Here is an 18,360-nt window from a genome sequence, read left to right on the forward strand (position 1 = left end):
CGGAAAGGGAGAATCAAATGTCCTTGCATGTCAGCTACGTAGACAAGGAAATGACGGATCATGCCCGTGCATCACAGCCGGGAAGCGCGGCGCTTGCCCAAGGAACGCAATATTCGTTGCTGTTGAAGAATCAATCGGCGCAACCTTGGACCTTCTATGTCTATCAAAAGATGCCTCAACCTGTTGCCAATGTTTTCTCCTTGGCATGGTTCTGCTCTCCGTATCAAATTCGGGTTGGCAATCAAATCAAATTCACTTGGGAGCTCGCCTATAATTTCGTCTGGAGCGACACGGGACAACTGATTCCTGGCGTGGACTTTTTTGCCTCCGGGGTGGAGGACTGCAGCCCCAGCGGGAAAAACACCACTACTTTTTCATTAAGTGGTGGACCCGGCCTGACCGTGCCGATCAAGGCGGATCCTGCAGGATCACTGGTCATCAACGATGCTGGCAATGTGCCAAACAACCGGTTCTCCGTGGGCATCGGCATGTCCGGAACAGGAACTTATGTTGTACAAGCGGGCACCAATCTGTTCCACACGTTCACGCCGACTCCGAGCTATTGGATTGCGGCGGGAACGAATGTGTCTATCGGCTCGGTGCTCAGTATCGACACGATCACCCAGACCAGTGAAGCCAAGTTTCCCTCTGCCGTCTTCAATCTCGTAGGCGTGCTCCACGAGGACAATACCTGGGATGTCAACCCGGCTTGATGGCAAGGTGAATTGGCTTCAGCTCCGCCGGTCAGGTCGGAACTGATGCATGGGAGTGCCTCTTGTTGCTGATAAGTGGCACTCCTTCACTCACACATCAATCTTGACCGAGGAACCAAAGATGTTTGCAGGGCCTCCAATCGGTGCGGTGTGTTCGTTTGCGGGGCAAGTTGCCCCTATCTCGAGCTCGGTCAATACAATCTGGAGCAATACATCCTGCGCGAGCTCTGGCGTGGCTGCGGGTACAAATGCGGAAGCTCCTATCTGCTACATCGAAGCCCAGGGATGGATGCTTTGCGACGGACGTTATCTCAGGGCAGCCGCCTATCCAGAACTCTACGCCGTTCTCGGCGGACTCTATGGAGAGCGGAATTCTACGGCCGATCTGGAATTTCGGATTCCAGACTACCGTGGGCTGTTCCTGCGTGGTTTCGATGCCGGTGCCGGTATGGACCCTGACGCGAAACGACGGCTAGATCCAACTGGCAATAATGTTGCGAATGTTGTTGGATCACTCCAATGCGATGCTCTGCAAGTTCATGCGCATCCCTATGAGATAACGACGCCGGCGGGAATTTCGCAACAAGGCAGTGCCGCCGGAACTTCCATTTCAAGCAAATCGACAGGCTCACCGGAAAATCCGGCACGCACAGCTCTTGAGACGCGTCCCAAGAACGTGGCCGTGAACTACCTGATCAAGTTTCGGTAACTTGAAAGGGTCGCAGATCCTTTCATTCGATTCAGAGACATCAGTCCGGAAGCGACATCTTGCCGGCCGGCAAAAGAGGAGAAGCTTAATGACCGCTACTTTGAGAGCTTTCGGATACCTAGCTGCTTTCGCCCTGACCGTCACCTTCGCGCAGGGAGCCGCAGCTGAGGAGCACCAAAAAGGCAAGGTCGCGGCGAAGCCCGTAGAAACTGGCGTTGTGATCCGCGGCGTCACGCTTGCCGGCCCGCTTGGAAATCCGGGAACGTCAACCGGGAAAACATGCGACTTCAGCGGTGAGCCCGTGGATCCATCCGGACGTTTGGAGGGGGCAAGCGTCAACTGCAGACCAAATGGTAACCTGGCGAATACATTGCCTGGGCTACCTGCACGCTTTAACGCGTATTGCATGATAAATGCGCCGGTCAAAAGTGCGCGGCTAATCCAAGCTGCCCGACCAGAAAATGCCAGCCACTGCGATCTGTCGGGGATCACCCCAAAAGACGCGACTGGTCAATTCGGGGGGGCCGTCTGGCGGTAGGTGGTCATTGGACGACTTCTGAGGAAACAAATTCAAAGCACGTCCTCGCAGCCACCCAATGGATCCTGTCTGCTCGACCTACCGAAAACTGTGTTGCGCCTGTCTATCAATTCAGGCGCAAATTTAGCTCTGCATTTCAACGGGGCTACTATCTGATCGTGATGGCTGTCGTGATCCAATAGGCCCGATCTTTGAAGTGCCCGAAAACTCCATATATTTCAGCGAATGATTCTGAGACGAAAGCTTTCGGCAATCATCTGAGGTGTATTAACCACATTGAGCTTTCGCTGGATGTTCAGAATGACATTTTGGATGGTTCGATGGGATCGTCCGAGAATCGTTGCAATCTCTATTGCTGTTTTGCCTGCGGCACACCAATGGATGATTTCGCGCTCTCGCGTTGTGATCATGGGTAAGGCCTGAATTTTTCGACTGGCATCATTCCCAATTTGGGCGCGGAGCAAGCTGTGCGCGTAAGCCGCCATCACATAGAGCGCGCTTCGGTCGCAGGTTGAGAGCTCTACCTTTTCCGCTCCAAAACTGACAATCGATTGAAACCCAGCGGCAGTGTGTAAAGGAACGCTAAAGCCGTCAATCAACTTGAATTCGCGTGCCTCATTCATGACGCGACGGCTCTGCCGATCGAGTTTTTGATCTCGCAGAGCTTCCGACCAAACAAATGCGTGATCACATGTCTTGCTAAGCTGTACAATGGGGTCGGCGTGGACATAGTTGTTTTCACGATAGCGATCAAACCACCCGGCGGACCAATTGCCCAAAACGAAATAGGGATCAATTCGCTCCGGAGGCGAGGGGATTCCGGATATCGCGAAATAACTAAACCCGAAATATTGTGAAATTTTGCCAAGTAAGAGTAACACATCGTCTTTGCTCTTTGCACTGGCTGACTCTGACAGGAAATCGAACACCAGATTCGAGACCGTTGAGGATTCTTCCTTCACGACAACCTCCCGGTTCGGCTCAAGATTAACGTCGTCACATCTAAGCAGTGAGTGCCCAGTTCGGTGGGCGGCTAAACTCTAAAAACCATATTAGATACCCTTGATACATACAACCAAAAAGCGCATCTTTCAGGTCACCAGCTGGAAAATAAACCAGAATATATTTGTAAATATATTTTTGTATATTTTTCCAATTATTGGTGAACTATCAATGCATTACCGTTCTTTTACATAGACTAAACGAATATAATATTAAATATATCCTCTGCGTCCCTTGTCTTGAATCACGTATTTGTAGAGAGTCTGCTTATGAAAGTGACAACGCTGGAATATTCAACAGGCGAAGGGCTGTCGCAGGGAAGAACGTCCGGGGCTATGGTCCAGGAGGTAGGCTCCGGCACAGCAGGGGACAACGCCCCTATGTCCCAAAAAGCGTCGGGTCGACACAAGACCCAACGGACGCGATGCGAAACTTGATCCAGTCGAGCGATCTGGCTCTTCTCATGGAAGCTCATGATGCCCTCTCCGCGGCTATCGCGGGTCGGGCGGGGTTTGCAGACCTTTGGGAGTCCAGCCCAGCACCGGATGTTAGTTTCCGCTCGTTATGGAGTTATATATGTCGCTAATTAAAAGAAAAATCTTCTCCGTGGGCGTCTCGATCCTATTGGCATGCGGCGCGTCGGCGGCCGATCTAGCTGACCACAGCGTTCCGAACGCCCCCTCTTATGACGCACCGCGAACCTTCTCGTGGGCCGGGGCTTACGCCGGTCTTCACGGAGGTGTCGCGGCCTCCAAATTCAACCCGTTCAACAATGATCGCGCCCCAGCGGTGGGCGCTCAGGTAGGTTACAATTTCCAGGCCGGACCAGGCGTTTTCGGCGCAGAACTGGAAGGCTCTTACATGAACAACGAAGTGCGTGTGCCTGGCGGTAAGGTGGAAAGCCGCTTCCGCGGTGCCGCGAAGGCGAAGGCTGGTCTGGGCTTTGACCGCACTTTCGTCTACGGCACCGCGGGCGTCACAACGACCGAGTTCGAGGGCCGCCGCCCCGCATCCGGATCGGACAAGTGGAAATCCGGACCGGATAGCTGGAAACAGGGCTACCTCTTCGGCGGCGGCGTCGAGCACGCGTTTTCGGGCGGCGTGTCGGCAAAGATCGAGTACAACTACGTCATTAACAACGCCGTCCCGACCCCGAGCGCAGGCATCGGCTCGAAGTCCGACCTCAACGATAATGTAATCAAGGCGGGCCTCAACTTTCGCTTCTGACGAACTCGTCTGAAGCCTTGAGCATGGGCACGAATCAAGGCTCGTGCGGACAGTTTTCAGACGAGCTGGCCGCTGACGGCTTTTCCCATGGGCCATGGCATGCGGTCGGTGATTGCGAATTTGGTTGGCAGAAGGTTTTGTGTGATCTGGAACGAAGAGATTGCGAACGGCGGAGAACAGCGAGACAAAATGTTGCAGGCTCCCGTTTGATCGGAATCCCTGGCGCGTTCGTTCCCGTTTTCGAAACGGCAGATGCGAGTTCTCCGCCCGGTTGTTCAAGCTCTTGTGTGAGCGATGCTCAACACCCGGCATGACCTGACGTTTTGCCGCTCCATACGAGCGGAGCTTGTCAGTGATCATGCGCCTCGGCACCATGCCCTGGTTTTTTAGCAGACGCATCAACAAACGACTGGCAGCCTTGGTATTGCGGCGAACCTGCACGATTTCGTCGAGCACATAGGCTATCCTGGATGGCGTAGCTCGGCTGCTCGCAAGACTGTGCGGCAGCAAGCCGTTATCAGCGCGAACGTACCCTTACCGCAGAGCCCGCATCGAACGGGGAAGGTGGTTCAAGCTATTGTGGCCAACGGACGCGATTGCTGCGGCCAAAGGTACTTCAGCGATATGGTGGCGCGGAGGTAGCGCCTTCAAGCTACGATGTTGATAACCGCTATGAATTGACCCGGCGCTGGGTCAATTCTAAGTCGCAATCAACATCGTGTTGCCTGTCCATCTCAATATAACCCAATTAATTAGTGCCTTGAAATTCTTCTAACGAGCCACCGGTTCGGCTCCCTTCAGGACCAGCAGATCAGATCTCAAATGTCAGATCGAGGGAACGGAGGCATCTAAGGGGAAATCGTCCGCTTAGACTTTTGGCGGTGGTTCGAATTCCTATAAGACGATTATCTTCAGCACACCGGTTGGTGGCCAATGGCGCGCCGAAGTCACGCCACATAGAGGCTCCGCGCACGGGCTGCTTAGTTATTATTTCGGCCGGCATGCTCGATTTCAGGATCAGAATTCCACAACTGGAAGGAATATTAGCATCCTGTCGTTATCATTAGTATATTAAATATATAGACTATGACAACAAATGAGGTTTTGCGAAATGAAAATTCTGGGTCTATCGGGCAATGTCAAGCAGCCGTCGCGAACTGCCTCTGTTGTGGAGGCCGTCGTCGTTGCAGCGGCATCGAAGCTGGGCCTCGAAAGCCGAACCATAGAGCTGTTTGACGCTGCTCCGATTCTATTCAGGGCGCTTCGATCCGACCAGCTGGATGCCGCGGGGCGTGCGATTATCGACGCCGTCGAGGCGGCTGATGTCCTGGTTGTCGGGTCGCCGGTCTACCGGGCATCGTATACGGGCGCCCTCAAGCATCTTTTCGATCTTGTTGACTACCGCGCGCTGACCGGCAAGCGGGTCATTCTAGCTGCCACAGGCGGCACACCGCTGCACGGTTTGATGACTGAACATCAGTTGCGCCCGCTGTTCGGCTTCTTCAACGCCCTGACGCTGCCGACTTCGATCTACGCCACCGAATCCGATTTCGTGGATTATGAGATCACCAGCCCTGTGCTTCGCGAGCGTATTGAGCGCGCCGTTTCGGAACTCGCGCAGGTGCTGCCCGTCGCCGATCACACTGCCGCCGCCCGCGCTCGTGGAAACCGTCCAGCGCTCGTCGCCGCGTCAGCCTAGCCATTTTAAGGGAGAGTACCATGTCCTATGCCAGTAGAGAGCCGGTCAAATTTGCATACTGGGTGCCCAATGTTTCGGGCGGCCTCGTCATTTCCAACATCGAGCAACGCACCAGCTGGACGATCGAGTACAACAGAAAGCTGGCGCAAATCGCCGAGGCGAGCGGCTTCGATTACGCACTGAGCCAGATTCGCTTCACCGCCGGTTACGGCGCCGAGTTCCAGCATGAATCAGTCTCCTTTAGCCATGCACTGCTGGAATCCACGACGACACTAAAGGTGATCGCAGCCATTCTGCCGGGACCGTGGAACCCAACACTGGCGGCCAAGCAGATTGCCACGATCAATCACCTCACCAATGGCCGTGTCGCCGTCAATGTCGTGAGTGGCTGGTTCCGCGGCGAGTTCCACGCGATCGGCGAGCACTGGTTAGATCATGACGAGCGCTACCGCCGCTCGGAGGAATTCATCCGCGCGCTACGTGGTATCTGGACCGAGGATAATTTCACGTTCCACGGCGATTTCTATCGCTTCAACAATTATTCGCTGAAGCCCAAGCCGATCGATCCGCAGCCGGAAATCTTCCAGGGGGGCTCCTCGCGCGCCGCGCGCGACATGGCATCGCGCGTTTCCGACTGGTACTTCACCAATGGCAACACGCCAGAGGAAATCGGCAAGCAGGTCGCTGACATTCAGGGCAAGGCCAAGGGCAACGGTCATTCCGTCCGCGTTGGCGTCAACGCTTTCGCCATCGTCCGCGAGACCGAGGAAGAGGCAAGGTCCGTCCTTGCCGAAATCATCGAGAAGGCCAATCCGGACGCGGTCAATGCCTTTGGCCACGAGGTCAAGAATGCCGGAAAGGCGTCGCCTGAAGGCGAGGGCAACTGGGCGAAATCCTCCTTCGAAGATCTGGTCCAATATAATGACGGCTTCCGCTCCAACCTGATCGGTACGCCGGAGCAGGTGGCGCGGCGTGTGGTCGATCTAAAGCGTGCCGGGGCCGATCTCATCCTGCTCGGCTTCCTGCATTTCCAGGAAGAGGTCGAGTATTTCGGCAAACACGTGATCCCGCTGGTGCGGGCGATCGAAGAGGCCGAAGCTTCGAGCGCAATTGCTGCGGAATAAGTCATCATGAGACAGGCGGCCGGTTTTCGGCCGCCACGGGGAATAACGGAGCCGCAGATGGCGACACCTGCGGGCGGGATATTGCGCAAAAAGCTATCGACTGGGCGTAATGGAAAACGGGGGCATGCGCACGATGACATTGGCTTTTGGATCGCTGGGTTCCGCGCCTTTTCCGCCGGAAATACAGGAGCACTTGGCTGGACTTGACGGTCAGCTGCGCCAGGACGGCGAGCGGCAAGCGACCACAAGTGAGACAATTCTAGATCTTGTCGGGGTGACCTTGTCGTTCGGCGGTGTCGTCGCCCTGACGGACATCGATCTGTCAGCGCGTCGGGGAGAAATCCTCGCCATTATCGGGCCGAACGGCGCGGGCAAGAGCTCAATCATCAACGTGATCAGCGGCGTGTACCGATCGGATCGCGGTCATGTGCGGCTCTCCGGGCGCCTCTACACCCAGGTCCCGACACAGAAGCTCGCCCGTTTGGGTATTGCCCGCACGTTTCAAAATCTGGCCTTGTTCAAGGGCTTGAGCGTTCTCGACAATGTCGTCATTGGTCGGGCGCACACGACGCGGTCGAGCTTCATCGAACAGATCGTCGGCCTCGGTCGTGCCCGCACGGAACAGACGGATGCCCGCAGTCGGGCCTTGAACGTGCTCGAGTTCCTCCACCTCTCGCATTTCGGCGATCGTCTGGCCGGTACACTGCCTTATGGTTTGCAAAAGCGGGTGGAATTGGCGCGCGCGCTGGTGGCCGAGCCCGACATCCTGCTGCTCGATGAGCCGATGGCCGGCATGACGGCGACGGAAAAGAACGAGATGGCCGGTTTCGTGCGCGCCGCCCGTGACAGGTTCGGTACCACCGTCGTGCTGATCGAGCACGATATCGGGGTCGTCATGGACCTCTCCGACCGCGTCGCCGTGCTCGACTACGGCCGCAAGATCGCCGATGGAACGCCCCACGAGGTCCAGCGCGACCAGCGCGTGATCGATGCCTATCTCGGTGTCGCCCCTGAGAACGAAAACGGGGAGGGCATCTAATGGCTGATTTCGACTGGCTGTTCTTCACCGAGGTCCTCGTCGGCGGCCTTCTGTCCGGCGTCATGTATTCGCTGGTCGCGATCGGCTTCGTGCTGATCTACAAGACATCCGGCGTTCTTAATTTTGCGCAAGGGGCGATGCTTCTGTTCGCGGCGTTGACCTTCGTCAGCCTGACAGAACGGGGCATTTCCTTCCCGCTGGCATTCACTATTACCTTCGCGATCATGGTCGTTATCGGAATAGCCGTCGAGCGCACGGTGTTAAGGCCGCTGACCAACAAGCCGCCGATCACGCTCTTCATGGCGACGCTTGGCCTCTCCTACATCATCGAGGGGGCGGCGCAGTTGATCTGGGGCACGCAGGTGCACGGCCTTAACCTCGGTATCGAGGACGTGCCGTTCGACGTCGGTGGTGTCTACATCAGTCAGTTCGACATCTTCGCAGCCGTCGTTGCCGCCTCCATGGTGCTGCTGCTTTCTCTCTTCTTCCGTTACACCCGCATCGGGCTTGGTTTTCGCGCCGTCGCCGACGACCAGTTCGCGGCGCTCACCGTCGGATTGAGGCTCCCCTGGATCTGGGCGACGGTGTGGGCGGCTGCAGGCCTAGTGGCGCTGGTCGCCGGCCTGTTGTGGGGAGCCCGCGTCGGAGTGCAATTCTCCCTGTCGCTGATCGTCCTGAAGGCTCTGCCTGTTCTTGTGCTCGGCGGCTTTGACTCGATCCTCGGTGCGATCGTCGGCGGACTGTTGATCGGTGCGTCCGAGAAGCTGGCCGAGGTCTATATTGGTGAATATTTTGGCGGCGGTATCGAGGGCTGGTTTGCCTATGTCATCGCGCTCGCCTTCCTCCTCGTGCGACCTTCCGGCCTGTTTGGCCAGAAGCTCGTGGAAAGGGTCTGACCGATGTCCACGATCACTCATGATCTTCCGGCATACAGTTTCCCCGCCCGCTGGGCGACGCCACTGGCCTCGCTTGCCATTGCCTATGTCGTTGTGCCGCTTCTCGGGTCCGACTATCTGTTCGAGGCTATCCTGCTGCCGTTCCTGGCGCTCAGCCTCGCCGGCCTCGGTCTCAATGTCCTGACGGGTTATGCGGGGCAGGTGTCGCTTGGAAGTGCTGCCTTCATGGCGGTTGGCGCCTTCGCCGCGTTCAATTTCAACCTTCGCGTCGACGGTCTGCCTTTGATCGTCAGCATGGTTCTTGCGGGTTTAGCAGCCGCCGGTATCGGCCTGGTGTTCGGCCTCCCAAGCCTGCGCCTCAAGGGCTTTTACCTTGCGGTTTCGACCCTCGCCGCGCAGTTTTTCGTACAGTGGGCGCTGACCAAATTCAGCTGGTTCTCCAACGATTCCGCATCCGGCGTGATCGATGCGCCGCAGCTTTCGGTCTCCGGCCTTGTCTTCGATGGCCCGGTCGGACGATATTATTTAGCGCTGACGGTGGTCACCGTCCTCACGGTGCTGACCTATCGATTGATGAATTCGCAGACCGGCCGCAATTTCATTGCCGTGCGCGACAACGAGACAGCGGCGCGGATCATTGGCGTGCCGGTGCTGAAGACCAAGCTTCTGGCCTTCGCGGTCTCCTCCTTCATCATCGGAATTGCCGGCGTCCTGTGGGCCTTCGCCTATCTCCGCACGGTCGAGCCTGCCGGCTTCAATCTCGACCGCTCATTCCAGATCCTGTTCATCGTCATCATCGGTGGGCTTGCCTCGATCCGGGGGGCCTTTTTTGGAGCGGCGTTGATCGTTGTTTTTCCACTAGTCCTGTCGCGGCTTGGTTCGTTCCTGCTCGGCGACATCTTCAATTCGGGCGTGCTCGATATGAGCCAGCGCATCGTGCTCGGCGCACTCATCATTCTCTTTCTGATCCTCGAACCGGATGGGCTTGTCGCGCTTTGGGACCGGGTTCGAAAACGCATCGGCGCCGCGATCGTGCGGTCCTGATCGAAACGGAGCCTTCAAAGCTCTGAAATACCAACAGCCTTCATCAGATCAACCCGAACCGGCGCCTTGCCCGGTCGATACCCGGAGTATGTCCAAAAATGACGATCCTTGCCAAATTCAAGATCGTGGCTCTTGCCGCCAGCCTCGCCATTACGGTGGCGCTGCCGATGGCCCACGCGGATGAACAATACTTCCCGCTCCAGAGCTATCGCGTCGGCCCCTATGCTGCCGGCGGCACCGGCTTCTTCGGTGGCTTCATTGATTATCTGAATCTGATCAACACGCGCGACGGCGGCGTCAACGGCGTCAAGTTGACATGGTCGGAAGCTGAAACGCAGTATGAGGTCGAGCGTGGCGTCGAAGCGTACGAGCGCCTCAAGAGCAACCCGAGCGTGGCTGCCTGGAACCCGCTCTCCGTCGGCATTGCCTATGCGATGATCGATCGCATCACCGCAGACAAGGTGCCGCTGATCACCATCAACCATGGTCGCACCGATTCGACCGACGGCCGCGTTTTCCCTTACGTCTTTCCGCTGCTTCTCAATCCCTACAGCGAAACGTCCGGCATCGTGAACTATATCGCGGGAAAGGAGGGTGGACTCGAAAGCTTGAAAGGCAAGAAGATCGTCGTTCTCTATCACGGCTCGCCCTATGGCAAGGAAACCATTCCGATCTATGAACTGCTGGCGAAGAAATACGGTTTCGAACTGCAGCAGATCGAGGTGCCGCATCCCGGCAACGAACAGCAGTCGCAGTGGCTCACGATCCGGCGCGCCAAGCCGGACTACGTCGTCCTGCGCGGGTGGGGCGTGATGAACCCGGTCGCGCTGAAGACCGCAGCGAAGGTCGGCTTCCCGGCAGACCACATTATCGGCAATGTCTGGTCCAATTCAGAAGAAGACGTCATCCCCGCTGGCGATGCCGCCAAGGGCTATACGGCGATCACCACCCAGGCATCGGGCGCCGCATATCCGGTCGTCCAGGAAATCGTCAAAACAATCTACGACGCCGGCAAGGGCAACCTCGAAGATAAGAACCGCATTGGCTCGGTCTATCACAATCTCGGTATCGTCAACGGCATCCTCAATGTCGAAGCGATCCGTATCGCCCAGGAGAAGTTCGGCAAGCGGACGCTGACCGGCGACGAGGTCCGCTGGGGGTTTGAACACCTGCAGCTCGATCCGGCGCGTGTCGAGGCGCTCGGCGCCAAGGGCCTGTTCCACTCAATCAATGTCACCTGGGACAACCACGAGGGCAACGGCTACGTGACGTTCCAGCAGTGGAATGGGAAGAACTGGAACGTCGTCTCTGACTGGATCGCGCCGGACTGGGCATTGCTACGTCCGATCATCGAAAAGTCGTCGGAGGCTTACGCTGCGGAAAAGGGCATCAAGCTTCGTACGGCGGCAGACGCCGAAACAGCGACCAACTGATCCATTGAAGCCGCGCGCGGCGGGCGCGGCTTCAAGCAAAGGCGTGGGAATGGCTGTTGTTCCCTCTCAACCCAGCCTCGCGCCTTCTCCTTTTTCAATTGCAGCTCTCAGGCATGGACAGGAACACGATCATGGGTCACGACACTGCTCTGCTTGCCGTCGATGGTCTGAAGGCAACGTACAATCATGCCATCACGGCCCTCGATGGCGTCGACATCCATCTGGCACGCGGTGAAATCCTGGCACTCCTCGGCGCCAACGGCGCCGGCAAGACGACAACGCTCAAGGCGCTGTCCAACCTGCTTCCAGCCGAACGTGGGCAGGTCGTTTCAGGCAGTATCCGGTTTGACGGGCTCGATGTCCTACGCACAAGCCCCGGCACCTTGGTACGCGCTGGTCTCGTGCAGGTACTTGAAGGTCGCCATTGCTTTCGCAATCTGACGGTCGAGGAGAACCTTATCTCTGGTGGGTTGGGCCGGGGCAGCACACGCGCTGAAATTGCTGGAGATATCGAGAAAGTCTACGCGCATTTTCCCAGGTTAAGGGAAAAGCGCCGCGCGTTCTCCGGCCTGACCTCGGGCGGCGAGCAACAGATGACGGCGATCGGCCGGGCACTGATGTCGCGGCCACGTTTGCTGGTGCTTGACGAGCCATCCATGGGATTGGCGCCGATCGTCGTCCAGGACATTTTCCGTATACTTCGCCACCTCAATCGAGAAGAGGGCCTTTCCATCCTTGTGGCGGAGCAGAACTCTGCCGTCGCTCTGAAATATGCCGATCGCGCCATCATTCTCGAAAACGGCGTTGCCGTCCTCACTGGCAATGCGAACGATCTGCGGGCGCGCGACGACATCAAGTCCTTCTACCTCGGCCAAAAGGCCGTGGCTCCCTCCATCCCGGCTGTTGTCAGCTAATCCAATCCAAGAGGAGAATCCACTATGACCCTTCCCACCATAAATGCCGAAAATGCCGCAAAGGCCGTGCCACCTGTTCTGCGCCCGTCGCAGCCAGCCCACATCATCAAGACTGACGCCGAAGCGATTGCCATCGCCAAGACACTTGCGGCAGAGTTCGTCAAGGAATCGGCAGCGCGCGACCGCGACCGCATCTGGCCGGTCAAGGAACTGGACGCGTTTTCGCAGAGCGGGCTTTGGTCTATCAACGTGCCGAAGGCCTTCGGCGGTCCCGAAGTCTCTTATGCGACGGTTGCGAAGGTCATCGAGATCATCTCGGCGGCCGATTCATCGATCGGACAGATTGCGCAGAACCATCTTGGCGTCGTGGCAGCGATCCGCACGGTTTCGGGCCCAGCCCAGCAAAAACTGTTATTCGCGGAAGTGCTGAAAGGAACGCGCTTCGGCAATGCCTTCTCCGAATTCGGATCCAAGCGCGCGGTGGATTTCGAGACCAAGTTCGTCGATGCCGGCGATCATGTCGTCGTCAACGGCCAGAAATTCTACTCGTCAGGGGCACTGCTCGCGCATCTGGTGCCGATCGTGGCGCTGGATGACGAGGGCAAGGCCTGGTACGCCATTGCCGAGCGCGGTGCGCCTGGTCTTACCGTCATCGACGACTGGTCCTCCTTCGGCCAGCGTACCACGCTGTCGGGCACGGTCCTGCTTGACAATGTCAAAGTGCCGAAGACGCATCTCGTGCCCGGCTATAAGGGCTATGAAGTGCCGACCGCCGACGGAGCGATCTTCCAGATTATCCAAGTGGCTGTCGATACCGGCATCGCACAGGCCGCGATTGACGAGACCGTGAGCTTTGTGCGCACCAAGAGCCGCGCCTGGGTGGATTCCGGCGTCGACAACGCCTGGGACGATCCCTACACAATCCAGGCGATCGGGGACTTGACGTTAAGACTGCATGCGGCACAGGCGCTGCTTGAAAAGGCAGGTTATGCCATTGACCGGGCGATCATCGATCCGAACGCGGGAACCGTTGCGGAAGCCCAGATCGTTACCGCCGAAGCGAAGATCCTCTCCACTGAAATCGCGATTGCGGCTACCAACAAGTTGTTCGAACTGGCAGGAACGCGCTCGACCCTTGCAGAGCACGGGCTTGATCGCCACTGGCGCAACGCCCGCACCCATACTCTGCACGACCCGGTCCGCTGGAAGTACGCCATTTTGGGTAAGTATTTCCTGAATGGTGAGAAGCCACCGCTCCATGCCTGGAGCTGAGGTTTTCGATCTGTAAAGCACCTTGAGATCAGGTGCTGTGCAGATTACGTCTGCAGCTTATACGAGGGAGGAAGCTTTCGCCTTCGTCAACGAGGTGTCGCGGACATTGTTGCCGGTGCTTGGCCGCCGATTGTCATCTCGCCAAGCCTTTTTTTCATATTCTGCCGGCCCCGCGAAGGGCGCACAGTGCCGCCGAGATAGACATTTTGGCATCCGTCATTCAAATCGCTCCCATCAAAACAATGGATTTCACTAATTCGCTCTTAGAAAACATAAGGGCTGCTGGCGGCGCAGGCTGCCTCATAAGGAGTATATGCGATGATGTTCAAAGGCACTGATAACAGCCCCTTTATTTACGGATCCGATGACAAGGACATAATCGATGGAAGCAATTTCAATGACTGGATTAAAGCCGGCGGCGGCGATGATCTGATTCGGGCTCATGACGGCCACGACAGGATCGAGGCCGGTCGGGGCCATGACATTGTCCGAGCCGGTGATGGCTCCGACACAATCTTTGGTGATTTTGATGACGACCTGTTGTTTAGCGACACCACCTACGCGCCCCGCGTAATACCGCATAGCGGCGAGAGCGACGACCGGCTCGACGGCGGCCCCGGGAGGGATACCCTTGTGGCTGGTGACGGCGCAGATCTTTTGCATGGCGGCAAAGACGGTGACGCCTTCGTGTTTCGGTTCCACGACCCTATGGTTGGCACAACGCACTGCTATACGACCGTGATGGATTTCGAGCCGAAGCAAGACCGTTTTGTCCTGGACGCCGGTGACTTTGGTAAAGGGGATCTGTTTGGCGCAAATTTCGTCAACCATTCGAAGGGTTTCCCAGGCGAATTTGTGGACACTTTCTACAATGGCGAGGCCGCGAACGCGCACGGTGAGCACGTTGTGGTAATCACTGATCGAGGGTTCACGTCTAGCTCTGCCGCCGCGACCGCTATTCACGGCGAAGCCCGCGGTGACATCATTGTCTACCATGATGAAAAAACTCTCGGTCAGGAAGGCAAAACTCACGGTGCGACACTAGCCTATGTCGATTCTGCGAACCACGCGCATGCCTTCGCTCATGTCGACAATCTGCACGACATGTCGGATCTTACCTCGCTTACGGCGGAAAATTTCGGCTTCATTTAATTCGAAGATCCGAGGAGCGTTCCACCCTTGGGGCGCTTCTCTTTTCTAACGTGGCGCGGTACCTAAAATAGAAACGACATAGTTTTTGATCGAATGCACCGGCACGTGAACAAGGTCCAATGGCCGGTCGCGTGCTGTCCAATGTCGGCGTTGTTCAACCGCAAAGACGTGACCCTGGTCGAGAGGATCGTGAGATGCTGGCGGAGTTGGCCCTGCTGCTGAAGACCGGCGTGGTATCAGGAGCGACGCCGGCGTAGCGTCCGTCTTCTGTACAGGCCCGCGAAGCAATTCCATCTTAGTGAAAGTCCGCGTTGAGGGCCTTAGCAGGATTATTTCCCGTTTGATGGCTGCGCATGGCGAGGGGCCCACGCGGTCACATCCTCTCGGTGGCGGTGCGTCTTCCGTCGAGGAAGGTTGGCATTGCCGTTACCAGTACTGTCGTCAACATACTGGCGTTGGCAACAGGCTTCGGTGATCTGCTCGGCCGGAAATGAGCAACCGCCGTTACTTCAACAATCATTTACGTTGAACGAGCCTAGTCATCTCGCTGACAACGCTTTCCAAGATGTTGCGCATCATGCAGTCTGCCGCTTTGCTTGCGGCGCAAGTCTAATCAACCTGCCGAAAGCAATAGGCGTTCGCAAGGCACGATCGTAAGGGAAAACAGACGCTTAATGCAAAACAGCGCGTAGGTCCATGGCGATGCTATCCGTAGACCAGGCAACTGGCGCGGGCTGGCGTCAAATCCCTTTAGGCCTGTCGTTCGGGTCAAACTGAATGATCGTGATCCAATTGGCAGTGAGTGCCGGTCGGTTCTCGTTCTCGATCTCGACCGTCACCTCGTAGGTGGTCACCAGCATGCTTGCGCCGCGAAATTGACATTCAGAGAGAACGAAGCGACCGCGCACACGACTGCCGGTCTTGACCGGTGACATGAAACGCACCCGGTCTAAGCCGTAGTTAAGGCCCATGGTCTGCTCGCGGATCCTTGGCATGCCGCTGAAGTTCATCGCCGACAGAAGCGAGAGTGTTAAGAAGCCATGAGCGATCGTGCCACCAAACGGGCTTTCGACTGCCGCGCGTTCCGGGTGCACGTGGATGAATTGATGATCGTGTGTCGCGTCGGCAAAGAGATCGATTGTAGTTTGATCAACGGTGATCCATTCGGATTTGCCGAGTTCCTGGCCAATTCGCGACGGCACGTCGGCGAGCGAAAGTTCGTGCATTCGACCTCACTTATTTGATGACTGATCAAGTCGTGGATTTTCTCGGAGCGAGTTGCGATTTAACCAATCGTCACAATCATTCGACTGTGACTGACTTAGCTAGATTCCGCGGCTGGTCCACATCTGCCCCCATGACCACCGCCGTGTGATACGCAAGAAGCTGTAGCGGCAGAGAAAAGATCATCGGCGCGATAATCTCCTCGACATTGGGTAATACGATAGTGTGCATGGTGGGGAGTTTCGACATCGAAGCTCCCGTCTCGTCGGTGATCAGAATGATGCGGCCGCCGCGGGCGGCCACTTCCTGCATATTGGAGACAGTCTTATCGAAGAACCGATCATGTGGCGCGATGACGATGACTGGCATATTTTCATCGATCAGGGCGATCGGACCGTGTTTTAATTCTCCTGCTGCATAACCTTCAGCATGGATATAGGAGACCTCCTTGAGCTTCAGCGCACCTTCCATGGCTAATGGGAAACTCGTGCCGCGGCCGAGATAAATCACGTCGCGGTAATGCGACAATTCCCGTGACAAGAGCTCGATCTTCGGCTTGATGTGGTTCAGCACCTGTCGCATAACGCCCGGCAACGTCGCCAAACTTTGGACGAGCACTTGTTCCTCGTCGTCCGTGATTGTGCCCCGCGCCTTGCCCGCGCCGATGGCTAGCGCAGCGAGAACAGCAAGCTGGCATGTGAATGCCTTGGTAGAAGCAACGCCGATCTCTGGCCCGGCGAGGATCGGAAAGATGGCATCTGCTTCGCGGGCAATAGTTGATTCTGGGGTATTGACGACAGCACCAATTCTCAGACCTTGTGCTTTGCAATACCGGAGCGATGCAAGCGTGTCAGCCGTCTCACCAGATTGAGAGATGAAGAGCGCTGCCGACCGTGGCGACAATGGGATTTCTCGATAGCGGAATTCGGAGGCGACATCAATTTCTACCGTCAAGCGTGCGTAGCGCTCGAACCAATATTTTCCAATCAGTCCCGCAAGGTATGCGGTGCCGCAGGCAGAAATTGCGAGGCTCTCAACCCTGGCAAAACCGATGTCGGTTGAAATGGCTTTGACATGATTTTCGTTCACATTGATGTAGTGACCAAGAGCACCGGCGAGGACCTCGGGTTGCTCGTAGATTTCCTTCTCCATAAAGTGCCGGTGATTGCCCTTGCAGACCAGGTCGGCGGTAGCAATCGATCTGTGCCGCGGGCGCGTAACGACTTTGCCTTCGATATCGAAAACCTGGACACTCGTTTTGCCTACAACAGCCCAATCGCCATCGTTCAGATATGTGATGTCATTGGTGAACGGAGCAAGAGCGATCGCGTCGGAGCCTAGAAACATCTCACCATCGCCGTGGCCTATCACTAACGGTGGTCCATTGCGCGCCACCATAATGGTGGCGGGATCATCCTCAAACAGGATGGCAAGAGCGAAGGCGCCCTTGACGCACTTCAACATGGCATGCATTGCCTCAAGGCATCCCATGCCATCCCGACGGAATTTTGTCAGGAGATGTGCAATCACCTCGGTGTCCGTGTCGGTCGTAAACTTGACCCCTACTTCCGCCAATCCGTCCTTCAGCTCGGAAAAATTTTCGATGATGCCGTTATGAACAACGGCTACACCATCGGCAAAGTGCGGGTGAGCGTTGCATTCTGTCGGTGCGCCATGGGTCGCCCATCGTGTGTGCGCAATGCCGACGGTGCCGCTCAGGGGCTCTTTTTTCAATCTCGTTTTAAGGTTCACGAGCTTGCCTTCTGCACGGCGTCGGTGCAATTCTCCCTCGAAGATCGTAGCAACGCCGGCTGAATCATAGCCGCGATATTCCAGCCGCTCCAAGGCTTCGATCAGCCGCTCCGACACGGGCTTATGTCCCACTATGCCAACAATCCCACACATGCTCGTCACCCATGTCCCAATAGCCCCCGACCGGTAATCAGGAAGGCGGACGCCGCTCGGTGCGTGTCCTCCAGCGCGTGCTAATAAATCTAAACAGATTAGTAAAATTGATTGTTGCGATAGCTATCATCCACGTCATGGATGCGGCGTACTCATAGGTTCGATAAACGCTGCACGCAGCGAATGATGCCTTCTGCAAAGTGTCGACAGATAGGCTACGCCCTGATGATGGGCGTAGCCTCTGACAAAGATGTTCCAGTCAACAGGGATTGGGATTTGCCGACGACATGCCGCGCGCGCATGTCCATTCGACACGACGAATTGTCTTTCATCGTGCCCACGGACTGAAAAAACAATTCGTTTTTCTACAGGTGAAGCGGTCTGCGTCTACGGGTTGACCCTAAGTCGTAATTGCCCCTTTGCCTGCAAACGTGATCACGAACCGGTCAGCTCGACTGCCCAGCCGCAT

The 18,360-nt window shown here is 56.7% G+C and carries 16 protein-coding genes and 1 pseudogene; 13 read left to right on the forward strand and 4 right to left on the reverse strand.

Going from position 1 to position 18,360, the window contains the following annotated elements:
* Positions 1-17 precede the first annotated feature (17 nt).
* From J3P73_RS35615 to J3P73_RS35625, 3 genes are all read left to right on the forward strand, one after another.
* Positions 18-713: a hypothetical protein gene (locus J3P73_RS35615; protein WP_018484262.1), complete on the forward strand. Its 696-nt coding sequence runs from the start codon at positions 18-20 to the stop codon at positions 711-713.
* Between the two features lie 232 nt (positions 714-945).
* Entirely contained in the window at positions 946-1,422 is a 477-nt protein-coding gene (locus J3P73_RS35620; RefSeq protein WP_334582525.1) for a tail fiber protein, read from the forward strand.
* An 88-nt stretch (positions 1,423-1,510) separates the two neighbouring features.
* Positions 1,511-1,960, forward strand: coding sequence for a protein rhiC (locus tag J3P73_RS35625; RefSeq protein ID WP_131619132.1), 450 nt, complete (start codon positions 1,511-1,513; stop codon positions 1,958-1,960).
* Positions 1,961-2,178: 218 nt separating this feature from the next.
* On the opposite strand, the gene J3P73_RS35630 is transcribed toward J3P73_RS35625, so the two are convergent.
* Positions 2,179-2,922 (reverse strand): helix-turn-helix transcriptional regulator, encoded by a 744-nt coding sequence (locus tag J3P73_RS35630; RefSeq protein WP_131619131.1) that lies wholly within the window; start codon positions 2,920-2,922, stop codon positions 2,179-2,181.
* A gap of 616 nt (positions 2,923-3,538) precedes the next feature.
* On the opposite strand from J3P73_RS35630, the gene J3P73_RS35635 reads away from it, so the two are divergent.
* A complete protein-coding gene (locus J3P73_RS35635; protein WP_207580395.1) occupies positions 3,539-4,189 on the forward strand; it encodes an outer membrane protein in 651 nt (216 codons plus the stop codon).
* A gap of 78 nt (positions 4,190-4,267) precedes the next feature.
* Here the strand turns inward: J3P73_RS35635 and J3P73_RS35640 are convergent.
* Positions 4,268-4,648: pseudogene (locus tag J3P73_RS35640) on the reverse strand (DDE-type integrase/transposase/recombinase); the annotation flags it as partial.
* 652 nt (positions 4,649-5,300) lie between these two features.
* On the opposite strand from J3P73_RS35640, the gene msuE reads away from it, so the two are divergent.
* The 9 genes from msuE to J3P73_RS35685 all read left to right on the forward strand — a co-directional run bounded on the left by msuE (position 5,301) and on the right by J3P73_RS35685 (position 14,762).
* A complete protein-coding gene (msuE, locus tag J3P73_RS35645) occupies positions 5,301-5,888 on the forward strand; it encodes an FMN reductase (protein WP_131619129.1) in 588 nt (195 codons plus the stop codon).
* A gap of 20 nt (positions 5,889-5,908) precedes the next feature.
* The gene (sfnG, locus tag J3P73_RS35650; protein WP_018517082.1) at positions 5,909-7,012 is read left to right on the forward strand and encodes a dimethylsulfone monooxygenase SfnG; all 1,104 of its coding nucleotides are present in this window, start codon (positions 5,909-5,911) and stop codon (positions 7,010-7,012) included.
* A 124-nt stretch (positions 7,013-7,136) separates the two neighbouring features.
* A complete protein-coding gene (locus tag J3P73_RS35655) occupies positions 7,137-8,051 on the forward strand; it encodes an ABC transporter ATP-binding protein (RefSeq protein ID WP_131619128.1) in 915 nt (304 codons plus the stop codon).
* Positions 8,051-8,947: a branched-chain amino acid ABC transporter permease gene (locus tag J3P73_RS35660; RefSeq protein WP_168318707.1), complete on the forward strand. Its 897-nt coding sequence runs from the start codon at positions 8,051-8,053 to the stop codon at positions 8,945-8,947. The genes J3P73_RS35655 and J3P73_RS35660 overlap by 1 nt, the downstream gene beginning before the upstream one ends.
* Positions 8,948-8,950: 3 nt before the next feature.
* Positions 8,951-9,991, forward strand: coding sequence for a branched-chain amino acid ABC transporter permease (locus J3P73_RS35665; protein ID WP_018484270.1), 1,041 nt, complete (start codon positions 8,951-8,953; stop codon positions 9,989-9,991).
* A gap of 98 nt (positions 9,992-10,089) precedes the next feature.
* On the forward strand, positions 10,090-11,424 hold the full coding sequence (locus J3P73_RS35670) for an ABC transporter substrate-binding protein (RefSeq protein WP_207580396.1): 1,335 nt from the start codon (positions 10,090-10,092) through the stop codon (positions 11,422-11,424).
* A gap of 131 nt (positions 11,425-11,555) precedes the next feature.
* Entirely contained in the window at positions 11,556-12,338 is a 783-nt protein-coding gene (locus J3P73_RS35675) for an ABC transporter ATP-binding protein (RefSeq protein ID WP_131619062.1), read from the forward strand.
* Positions 12,339-12,362: 24 nt separating this feature from the next.
* On the forward strand, positions 12,363-13,610 hold the full coding sequence (locus J3P73_RS35680) for an SfnB family sulfur acquisition oxidoreductase (protein ID WP_028734679.1): 1,248 nt from the start codon (positions 12,363-12,365) through the stop codon (positions 13,608-13,610).
* Positions 13,611-13,928: 318 nt separating this feature from the next.
* Positions 13,929-14,762 carry a calcium-binding protein gene (locus J3P73_RS35685; protein ID WP_207580397.1) on the forward strand — a complete coding sequence of 278 codons (834 nt, stop codon included), beginning with the start codon at positions 13,929-13,931 and terminating at the stop codon, positions 14,760-14,762.
* 740 nt (positions 14,763-15,502) lie between these two features.
* Here the strand turns inward: J3P73_RS35685 and J3P73_RS35690 are convergent.
* Together J3P73_RS35690 and glmS are read right to left on the reverse strand one after the other, a co-directional pair.
* Positions 15,503-15,988, reverse strand: a complete 486-nt coding sequence (locus J3P73_RS35690) for a MaoC family dehydratase (protein ID WP_018068343.1) — start codon at positions 15,986-15,988, stop codon at positions 15,503-15,505.
* A gap of 76 nt (positions 15,989-16,064) precedes the next feature.
* The gene (gene glmS, locus J3P73_RS35695; protein ID WP_164069371.1) at positions 16,065-17,891 is read right to left on the reverse strand and encodes a glutamine--fructose-6-phosphate transaminase (isomerizing); all 1,827 of its coding nucleotides are present in this window, start codon (positions 17,889-17,891) and stop codon (positions 16,065-16,067) included.
* Positions 17,892-18,360: the final 469 nt, after the last annotated feature.

The organism is Rhizobium ruizarguesonis (genome assembly GCF_017357285.1).
GTDB lineage: Bacteria > Pseudomonadota > Alphaproteobacteria > Rhizobiales > Rhizobiaceae > Rhizobium > Rhizobium ruizarguesonis.

Coding starts and splice junctions, on each gene's coding strand:
- J3P73_RS35615 (WP_018484262.1), top strand. CDS start 18: ATGTCCTTGCATGTCAGCTACGTAGACAAGGAAATGACGGATCATGCC.
- J3P73_RS35625 (WP_131619132.1), top strand. CDS start 1,511: ATGACCGCTACTTTGAGAGCTTTCGGATACCTAGCTGCTTTCGCCCTG.
- J3P73_RS35635 (WP_207580395.1), top strand. CDS start 3,539: ATGTCGCTAATTAAAAGAAAAATCTTCTCCGTGGGCGTCTCGATCCTA.
- msuE (WP_131619129.1), top strand. CDS start 5,301: ATGAAAATTCTGGGTCTATCGGGCAATGTCAAGCAGCCGTCGCGAACT.
- sfnG (WP_018517082.1), top strand. CDS start 5,909: ATGTCCTATGCCAGTAGAGAGCCGGTCAAATTTGCATACTGGGTGCCC.
- J3P73_RS35655 (WP_131619128.1), top strand. CDS start 7,137: ATGCGCACGATGACATTGGCTTTTGGATCGCTGGGTTCCGCGCCTTTT.
- J3P73_RS35660 (WP_168318707.1), top strand. CDS start 8,051: ATGGCTGATTTCGACTGGCTGTTCTTCACCGAGGTCCTCGTCGGCGGC.
- J3P73_RS35665 (WP_018484270.1), top strand. CDS start 8,951: ATGTCCACGATCACTCATGATCTTCCGGCATACAGTTTCCCCGCCCGC.
- J3P73_RS35670 (WP_207580396.1), top strand. CDS start 10,090: ATGACGATCCTTGCCAAATTCAAGATCGTGGCTCTTGCCGCCAGCCTC.
- J3P73_RS35675 (WP_131619062.1), top strand. CDS start 11,556: ATGGGTCACGACACTGCTCTGCTTGCCGTCGATGGTCTGAAGGCAACG.
- J3P73_RS35680 (WP_028734679.1), top strand. CDS start 12,363: ATGACCCTTCCCACCATAAATGCCGAAAATGCCGCAAAGGCCGTGCCA.
- J3P73_RS35685 (WP_207580397.1), top strand. CDS start 13,929: ATGATGTTCAAAGGCACTGATAACAGCCCCTTTATTTACGGATCCGAT.
- J3P73_RS35690 (WP_018068343.1), bottom strand. CDS start 15,988: ATGCACGAACTTTCGCTCGCCGACGTGCCGTCGCGAATTGGCCAGGAA.
- glmS (WP_164069371.1), bottom strand. CDS start 17,891: ATGTGTGGGATTGTTGGCATAGTGGGACATAAGCCCGTGTCGGAGCGG.